Here is an 8,507-nt window from a genome sequence, read left to right as displayed (position 1 = left end):
CGCTGGGCGGCGAAAAAAGTTTGCTGATTGGCCTGTTTTTCCCCAGCTTCGCCGATTTGCCGATTGCTGGCCGTCCAGACCACCGCGCCGAGAACGGTCAGAATCAGCAACATGGCAACGGACAGCACCAGCGCCATGCCGCTGTCATCGATAAGGCGTTGGCAAATTCTCGCCCTTTGGGAGACCTTAGGAGACTTCAAATCGTGCATCATGGCACCCTTCCTTGCACTCAAATGTTGCGGACGGCAATGTTGGTTCGGACCGTGCGGGTGCGCCGCGGGATATTGTTGTTCGGGTCGGGTTCGGGACTGGTAGCTCCAGTGAGAACCACGCTGACCGTCTGAACCTCATCCGCGTCATTGAGCACATATTCAAAAGTTACGTCGGTAAGATTACGGGCCAGGACCTGAGGAACCCCGCCGTTGACGATACGCGCCAGGGAGTTGGCCGGATTGGGATTGAACTGATAACGGATCTCACTGACCACCGGCGCACCCTCAGTCACGCGCACGATCATGTCGCCTGCGGCATAGGCATAATCGGTGCCCACTGAAAAGCCTGAAAGGCTGATGCTTGGGACATCGGCGTCGATGGCGCTCACGTCAAATACCAATGCCGCGCCGACCACGCCCTCGCCCGGCTGTTCCTGATTAGGGGGGCGGATGATGCGCACCTTGTCGCCGGGACGAAAACGCTGGACCATGGAGTCGGAGTAGACGGTAAAGGTTTTGGTGCCTGCGGTGGATGCGTCGGGCACGGTGATTCGCGCATAGCGCCGAAACGGACTGGTGGTGCGCAAGGTAAAAGCGGTTCCCGAGGTATCGGTTATGGGTTCACCCACCACCAGAAACCCGGCCATACGCACATCCTTGGTCAGTTGATCCAGGGCCAGGCGCAGATTGTCCTGCACGTCGGCGAAATCCGTCTCGACCCGAGCGGTGCGCTGGCTGCCGAGATACAGCGACATGACGCCGGCCATAATCACCAGCATCACACCGGCGGCGACAAGAATTTCCGTCAGGGTGAACCCACGATTATCGTTGAGAAGCTTTCGCATCATCACAAACCTGCCTCAGAAGTAGCGCTTGAGCACCGTCAAGCTGACGGTCTGCTTTGCGTTGCCGCCGACTTTCTGTACCGCATTGAGGGACTCGACGGTGATGTCGATCTTGGTAACATTGTCCACACCGTTGAAATCCACATCCGTATCGACCATCAGCACATACGCCGAGCCGGCGACCAGATCGGCCAGATCCGTCGGCTCGGCAGCCACAAGTGTGGATTGCAGCCAGGGCCGATCGCCCTCCAGCGCCTGAATGCGTTCCACCGCCGCTTGCGCCAGGGCCGTGGCTTCGGTGAGGTTGGCGGCATGGCTGTTGGTGCGGATGGCGGTCATCTGCAAGCCCGCCAAAGCCAGCAGACCGACGGCGAGAACCGTCACCGCGGCGAGCATTTCAATGAGGGAAAAGCCCTTTTGGTTAGCCAGAATCATGGGTGTGCCTCGTCGGAACATTAGCGAAGTTAGCCTTGCCTCATTTCCTCCTGCAAATCTGATACCGCCAACGCGAATGTTGCCAGGCTATTGATTTTCATATGATTTTTTGCGTGAAAAAACAGGAAGGACGAAAGGCCATGCAAAGTTTGCATGGCCTTTTGCAGGTGAAAGTCAAGAATTGTCAGCGTCCAAATGCCAGATGCTTGCCTTGGCTGGCGGGATTGGCTATGTTTCTAGGCGTATCCCTAATGATTCAAGGATTTTCTCATGGCCTGCGCCCAGCAAATTCTCGATCAATTACGCGACCTGAAACCGACCTTGAGCCGCAAATACAAGGTCAATCAAATCGGCCTATTTGGCTCGGTGGCGCGAGGCGAGGAAAAAGCATTCAGCGACATCGACCTGCTTGTTGAGTTGGATGAATCGGCGGATTTGCTGGATCTGATAGGACTCGGTCAATATTTGGAAGAAAGGCTGCACCGCAAGGTCGATGTGGTACCCAAGGCATCCTTGCGCAAGGAAATCCGAGACAGGGTTTTCCGGGAGGTTCTTTACCCATGAGGGATCAGTCTCTGTAACTGAAGGATATTTTGGCGGCAATCGTCAGCATCGAATCGTTCGTTGCCGGTCTTGATTTCAATGCCTTCGAGACGGATGACAAAACCCTGAGCGCTGTCATCCGCAAACTGGAAATCATCGGCGAGGCCGTCAAGCAGCTTGGAGAAGACATCCGGCAGACACACCCTGAGATCCCGTGGAAGCAAATTGCCGGAATGCGCGACAAGCTGATTCATTTTTATTTCGGCGTCAATGCCCACCTCGTATGGCAGACCATCCACAGCCGCCTCCCTGAACTGAAAGCCGCCATGGAGCAAAGCCTGAGGCAATAACCGATCACCCACCGTTGACCTTTACCGTTTCAAGACGTTCAGGCTTACCGCCCCACCGCCACATGGCCAGTGGTGCGCGAGGTCAGCTGCACGAGGAAGCGGCGCTCGCCGGCGCGGTTTTGCACGCAGATGCCCGCGACATTGCTTGCCGTGCCGTCGGGAAAGAAGCGTAGATCGAGGGTGTCGGCGTTAACGGTGCATTGGTTGTCGCCATCCAGCCCGCGCAGATCAACCAGGGTGGGAAAGGTCCGCCAGTTTTGCACTTGCGGCCAGGCGTTGCTACCGCGTGCCTCATTGCCTTGGCTTAGCCGTACCTCATTGTTCGCCAAATTGATTTCAACCCGCTGCTCCCGGTTCTTCGTCACCGCCTCGGCGCGAGCCTGCCGCAGGGTCGCGGCGATTTCCCGGGCGGCGGCGCGGTAGCTGGCGTTCTGCATGTACACCTGATAGTAGGGCGTGGCGATGCTGAGCAGAATGCCGATGAGGCCGAGCACCACAAGCGCCTCGATGAGGGCGAATCCGCGTCGGGAGAAAAGCATCAGCCTTATTGCTCCGCCACGGAAAGGTTCAGGGTGAATTCCTGGAAGGCTTCCATGCCGTCGCTGTCGACGGCGCGAAGGCGAATCCGGTACTCGCCGGGGGCCACGCCACCCAGCTTCCAGGTGATGCGGCCACTCGCGTCGTCGAGACTCATGCCCTCCGGCGCTTCCGCAAGAGCATAGCGAATCTCGTCGCCGTCGGCATCCTCGGCCTGGGCCTGATACTGATACATCAGGCTTTGAAAATTCAGCGGCGGTTCCGTGACGAATTTGGGCGGGGCGCCGGGGATCACGAATTCACGTCCCGTGAAAGGTTTGCCCTCGGCGAAGGCATCGGCGGCAGTGACCTGCACGGCGATGCGGTCGCCCTTGCTGAAGAGATCCCCGGCCAGGCGCTCGCTCGTCTGGCCGTGAAGCTCCTCGCCGTTGAGCCACCAGCGGTAGCTGAAACTGACGGGGTCGCCGTCGGCATCAAAAGCCACGGGCTCAAGAACGATATCGACCCCGCGATGAATGCGGGCATCGGCGAAATTGATGGCGAGCATCTCGGGCGGGCTGTTGATCACCCGGGTGTCGGCCGTCACCTCGCCGCCCTCGAAACGCACGCGGGCGGTCAGCAGATCGTCACGCACCAGGCGCCCCTTGGGCAGACGATCGCCATGCTCATCCTCGATGAGTTGCCCATTGCGCTCCCAGGCCACAGCGTATTCCGCGGGGATCTGATACAAGCTCAGGCGCACCTCGTCGGCGGAAGACGGCGGATCGGGGAAGAACCGCACCCTGCCCCCGGCCCGAGAGTCCGCGTCACTCGTTGCGGAGGCGGGCGTTACGGCCTCGGCACTTTCGGAGTTTACAACGTTGGCCGGAGGGGCGCTCTCGGGTTCACTGCCCCGACACCCACCCAACCCGGCGGTTGCCCACAGGATGAATAACAAAAAGAACCATTTCATCATCTGCCCTATTTCTCAAGCCAATAAAGAGGATGGACGCGCGACCCCGGCAGGGCGTCTTCCACGCAGATGCCGCCGTCGCAGCCGATGACCACCAGCGGGTTGCCGTTATCGGGAACCATGACTCCGACGCCCGAGGGGATGCCGCTGCTCAGGGTGCGCTCGCGGTCCGAGCGGCGCAACACCTTCCCGTCCCGAGTTTGACCGCGGGCGTTGTTGTCGGTCAGTTCTCCGTCGTTGCTCTGGTCGTAATTGATCACCGCCTCGCCCGTCAGATAATCCACGACATAAACCCGCGCAACGCCCAGGTTGCCGGGGCGGCAGGGGTCATCCTCCTGCACCAGGGGGGTGAAGGTGGTGAAATAGGCCACTTTATTGAAGACCAGGGGCGATGCCAAGACCTTTTCGCCGAAACGCTGATCCAGACGGATGAACCAGCCATCGCGCTCCCGCAGGTTCTTGAGGATCTTGGCCACCGCCTCATCGACGGTGGTCACGCCCAATTCAGCCTGCATGGCCTCGGTGAGCGCATCGACCTGCAAAATGTTGGTGGTGACGTCGACCAGATCGCTTTCGTTGAGGGCCGTGCCGTCCCAAGGTGTTTGCGACTTGGGGCGCTGAAGGGGGTCCTTGACCGCATACAGCCGATCCTCTACCCCCTCGTTGAGGGGATGCTCCCGGTCGCCGCTGCCGAGGAAAATCATCGCCTGCCCGTTACGCTCAACCGTAACCGATGGGCGATAGAAGAACTTGCGCCCCTTTTGCGCCAGGTGCTCGGCGTTGGCCTCGAAAATCATGTCGACCGTCCAGGATGCGGGGACGGCGGCGGATGCATCGATGCGCCACAGACGCCCCCCCGTATCGGCGAGGTAGAAACGATCGACGTAGCCGTTGTGGGCGGTGTCGAGGGCGGCCACCTCCGTGGGAAAGGAGAAGGTCATCTCCTTATGTGTGGCGAAGGTGGCGCTCCAAATACGACTCACGCTTTCGGCCCGATTGAAGGCGCCGCCGCTGAATTCTCCCACCTTGACCACATAAATGCCGCGCCCCTGGGAGTGATGCTGCTTGCCGTCGGCCTTGCTGGTCACCGCACCGGCATCGTTGGTCGCCAGGGTGGTATTGGTCTGGTCGCCGGTTTTGGGAAAACCCTGGGTGTTGCCGAACCTCAGGTCTTCGTTGTTGTCGTAGCCTGCGCCGAATACGGCCACCAGCATATCCTTGAGCACCCCGTCCTCCTGGGCCTTCATGCGCACCAGGGCGGGCTGGCTCCAGGTCTCGCCAAGCTCCGCGAAGCCGGGGGTGTCGCGGGTGAGGCTCCACAAAAGCTCGGGATGCTCGGGGTTGGTGACATCCAGGGCGTAATAGGCGCCGCGCACCTGGTCGGCGGCCAGACGATCCTTGCCGCCCCCACGACGCAAGCCAAACCCCAGAATCACCCGATCGCCGTTTTCGATGATGCCGTTGCGGTTGGCATCGAACACGAACACCGAAGGATTCATATCGACGAAATAGGTGTGATTGCCGTCCCGCAGGTGCTGGAGGTCGGCGAGCAGTACATCGGGGATGTAGGACCAGAGCTCCTGCCCGTCGGCATCGCGAAAGGCCCGCAACTGGCCGTCGTTGGCGCCGACGAAAATCAAGCTCCGGTTGAGGCTCGGATCGCTTTCCAGGGCGGAGCTGAATTTGTTGTAGTGGACCACCACCGGGCTGGAATGCAGGATATCCCCCAAAATCCAGGGACGCTTTTCCGTGCTGGTGCCGTTGCCGTTGTCGTCGAAGGCATCGAATCCATGCACGAAGCGGATCAGCTTGTCCCGATCCGCCGCCGCGACGCCGAGCCGGGCCGCGGTGAGGGCGGCATTGCCGGTGTCAAAGCGGTTTCCGGCATCGCTGAGGATCTTCGAGCCCCCGAGATTGGTGAAGATGCGACGGGAATTGTTCGTCAGGTCGCGCGCCTGCAGCAGCGCGCCGGCGCCGCCCTGGGTGACTTCGCCGCCATCGCCGGTTGCGCTCCAGAAAGAAACCGAATTATGGCGGAAAGAACCGTCGGGCCAAGTGGCCGTCGCGTTGTTGCTGTCGAGAATCCTGCCCTTGTCGTCGATGGCGTATTTTTTCAGGTTGCCGAACCAGAAACCGTCAATTTGTGGCTGAAACAGGCCCAGATAAATACGATTGCCCGAGGCATGGGAGTTCTCGGGGCTTGGCGGCGTCACCGGAATGGAAAAAGAGGTCTTGTGCTCACGGATGAGATCGAAGATGCGCTCCAGATGCGCGGCCAGATCGTTGTCGTCCATGGCGACAAACGCCTTGTTCAGGCGCCCGCCGCTGCCCTTGGCCATGCCCCGGTCAAGCAGGGGAAGCACGCAGGCGTTGCCCCCCTTGAGGCCATAGCCCACGACATAGGTCTGCACGTTCTGCGTGCCATCCATATCCGGCCGATGATCATTGCGATAGAGGTAATCGACCACATCCTCAAAGTAACTGACGCCTGGCGCCATCAGGTCGCGTCCCGCCGCCAGGCGCATGGGATCGGTTTCGCACCCGCTGGAGAGAGAGGTCGGCGAACAGCCTTCCGGGGGACACAAGCCGGCGGGAGGGGTCGCGAGATCCTTGTTGGGCAAGCCGTCGCTAATCAAGATCACGTAATTGCGCTGGCAGGTTTCGGTGATGGGCGAGGCATAGCCGCCGTCGCCGGCATAGTACCGGGACGCCTCGTACAGGGCCTTGGCCAAAGGCGAATCCCCATCGGCGGGAATGGCTTTCATGGCGCTGGTGAAGGCATTGGCCTTGGTGGGGGTGGACAGCATCTCGACGGGCGCGACCACCTTGCCGCCAACCTGATTGTCGAGGCGCATCAAGCCGATGTTGATGCCATCGGTCTTGACGGCCAGGTCGGCGATGATGTCGCGGGCAACTTCGATTTTGCGCGGCGCGGACTCCAGGTAATTGATGTAGTTGCCGGTAAAATACTGCTTGTTGCCGGGATCGTCCCTGCATTCGTTGTTGCCCAGCAGCTTGCTGGTCAGCCAGTAGCCGTTTTCCGCCAGGTTGTTCGACCCCTCGACGCAATTGACCAGCTTATCGAACGCGACCCTCTCGTTCTTCCACTTTTCCTTGTCCTTTTCCGGGTTGCCCACCACGCATTCCTGTTCGACGGGATCCCAATGGGATCCGTTGCACCGGTATACCGTGTCCTTTTCGCAAGCCTCCTTGCCATTGGCGCCGCAGGAATTCTTCACCGGATAATCAAAGCCGGGCACGTAGGGAATGCGCTCCCGCATGCTCGTCGAGGAATCGAGCAGAATCAGCACATTGGGCGAAATTTCGACGGTGTTGCCGCCGAAAATGATGGTGTCGCCCACGTAATCGTCGGGGTCCGCGAAAACAGGCGCGGCGCTCGCCAATAATAGCCCCAGAACTAAGGAAATAAGCCTCATTTTATCCCCCCAATTAAAAACCTAGCGTTGCAGCCAATACAAGGGATGCAGCCGCCCGCCTGGCAAGGCATCCTCCAGGCAGATGCCGCCGTCGCAGCCGACCAGGACCCGCGGCTCACCGGTTTCCGACACCACCACCGTCACCCCTGAGGGAATGCCGCCGCCCAGGGTGCGCTCGCGGTCCGAGCGACGCAGCACCTTGCCGTCGGAACTCTTGGCGCGCAGGTTGGTTTCCGTTTCCTGGCCGTCATTGGTCTTGTCATAATTGTTCACCGCCTCGCCCGTCAGATAATCCACGGCGTACAGGCGCGCGACGCCGAGGTTGCTGGTCTGGCAGGGATCGTCATTGACCAGGATTTCCGGGGTGAAGGTGGTGAAATAGGCCACCTTGTTGAAGACCAGGACGGGCGAGAGAATTTTTTCGCCGGCGCGCGATTCCAGATTCAGCTTGATGAACCAGCCATCCTTGTTCCGCAGGTCTTGCAGGGTCTGGTTCACCGCCTCATCCAGGGTCGAGACCCCAAGCGCGTCCTTGACCGTGTCCGGCAGCGTCTCGGCCTGCAAAACGTTTTCCGTGACATCGACCAACTGCGCTTCGACCAGGGCCACGCCATCCCAGGCCGTTTGGGACGAAGGGCGATCCGCGGGATCCTTGACCGCGTAAATGCGATCGACCACCGCTTCGTTGAGGGGATGCTCGCGGTCGCCGCTGCCGATGAAGATCATCGGCTGACGGTTGCGCTCCACCGTCACGGAGGGCCGGCTGAGAAACTTGCGCCCCTTTTCGCTGCCGGCGCCGCCGTTGGCCTGGAAGATTCGCTTGACCGTCCACTGGGCGGAGTCGGCGCTTTGCGCATCGACCCGCCAAAGCTGGCCACCTGAATCGGCCGCGTAAAACCGATCGACATAGCCGTCGTGGGACAGATCGAGAGCCGCGACCTCGCCGGGGAAGGAGAAGGTCATGGCGGCATCGTTCGTAACCGTGAAGCCCCAGAGCTTACTGGGCGCGGTGGCGGGCACGAACGTCCCCCCGCTGAATTCACCGAGCTTGACCGCGTAGAGACCGCGCCCCCGGGGGTTGAGCTGAGACCCGTTGGCGGGGCTGGTGAGCTTGCCCGCATCCAGGGTCGGGACGGTGGTATCCGTGGCAGTGGTGGTTTGTGGAAAGCCCTGGGTGTTGCCGAAACGCCGGTCTT

8 protein-coding genes and 1 pseudogene are annotated in these 8,507 nt (G+C 60.5%); 2 read left to right on the top strand and 7 right to left on the bottom strand.

Translation table 11 applies throughout. The annotated features are described in order from the left end of the window. From QAT43_RS12670 to QAT43_RS12660, 3 genes are all read right to left on the bottom strand, one after another. The coding region (locus tag QAT43_RS12670) for a hypothetical protein (RefSeq protein ID WP_305043448.1) at positions 1–212 on the bottom strand (212 nt) is incomplete at its 3' end. Positions 213–229: 17 nt separating this feature from the next. After that, positions 230–1,060 (bottom strand): PilW family protein, encoded by an 831-nt coding sequence (locus QAT43_RS12665; protein ID WP_305043447.1) that lies wholly within the window; start codon positions 1,058–1,060, stop codon positions 230–232. A 12-nt stretch (positions 1,061–1,072) separates the two neighbouring features. Continuing rightward, entirely contained in the window at positions 1,073–1,492 is a 420-nt protein-coding gene (locus QAT43_RS12660) for a type IV pilus modification PilV family protein (RefSeq protein WP_305043446.1), read from the bottom strand. A gap of 270 nt (positions 1,493–1,762) precedes the next feature. On the opposite strand from QAT43_RS12660, the gene QAT43_RS12655 reads away from it, so the two are divergent. Both QAT43_RS12655 and QAT43_RS12650 read left to right on the top strand, forming a co-directional pair. Then, positions 1,763–2,056, top strand: coding sequence for a nucleotidyltransferase family protein (locus QAT43_RS12655; RefSeq protein WP_305043445.1), 294 nt, complete (start codon positions 1,763–1,765; stop codon positions 2,054–2,056). Positions 2,057–2,085: 29 nt separating this feature from the next. Then, entirely contained in the window at positions 2,086–2,385 is a 300-nt protein-coding gene (locus QAT43_RS12650; protein WP_305043444.1) for a HepT-like ribonuclease domain-containing protein, read from the top strand. A gap of 44 nt (positions 2,386–2,429) precedes the next feature. Here the strand turns inward: QAT43_RS12650 and QAT43_RS12645 are convergent, their stop codons facing one another. From QAT43_RS12645 to QAT43_RS12630, 4 genes and pseudogenes are all read right to left on the bottom strand, one after another. Continuing rightward, positions 2,430–2,924 (bottom strand): GspH/FimT family pseudopilin, encoded by a 495-nt coding sequence (locus tag QAT43_RS12645; protein WP_305043443.1) that lies wholly within the window; start codon positions 2,922–2,924, stop codon positions 2,430–2,432. A gap of 5 nt (positions 2,925–2,929) precedes the next feature. Then, positions 2,930–3,703: an Ig domain-containing protein gene (locus QAT43_RS12640; protein WP_305043442.1), complete on the bottom strand. Its 774-nt coding sequence runs from the start codon at positions 3,701–3,703 to the stop codon at positions 2,930–2,932. Positions 3,704–3,882: 179 nt separating this feature from the next. After that, positions 3,883–7,311, bottom strand: coding sequence for a pilus assembly protein (locus QAT43_RS12635; RefSeq protein ID WP_305043441.1), 3,429 nt, complete (start codon positions 7,309–7,311; stop codon positions 3,883–3,885). 21 nt (positions 7,312–7,332) lie between these two features. Then, a pseudogene (locus QAT43_RS12630) lies at positions 7,333–8,507 on the bottom strand (hypothetical protein); the annotation flags it as partial.

The sequence above is a fragment of the Geoalkalibacter sp. genome (assembly GCF_030604225.1).
GTDB lineage: Bacteria > Desulfobacterota > Desulfuromonadia > Desulfuromonadales > Geoalkalibacteraceae > Geoalkalibacter.
The sequence above is the reverse complement of the archived record's forward strand: the minus strand, read 5'-3'. Positions and strand labels throughout refer to the sequence as shown.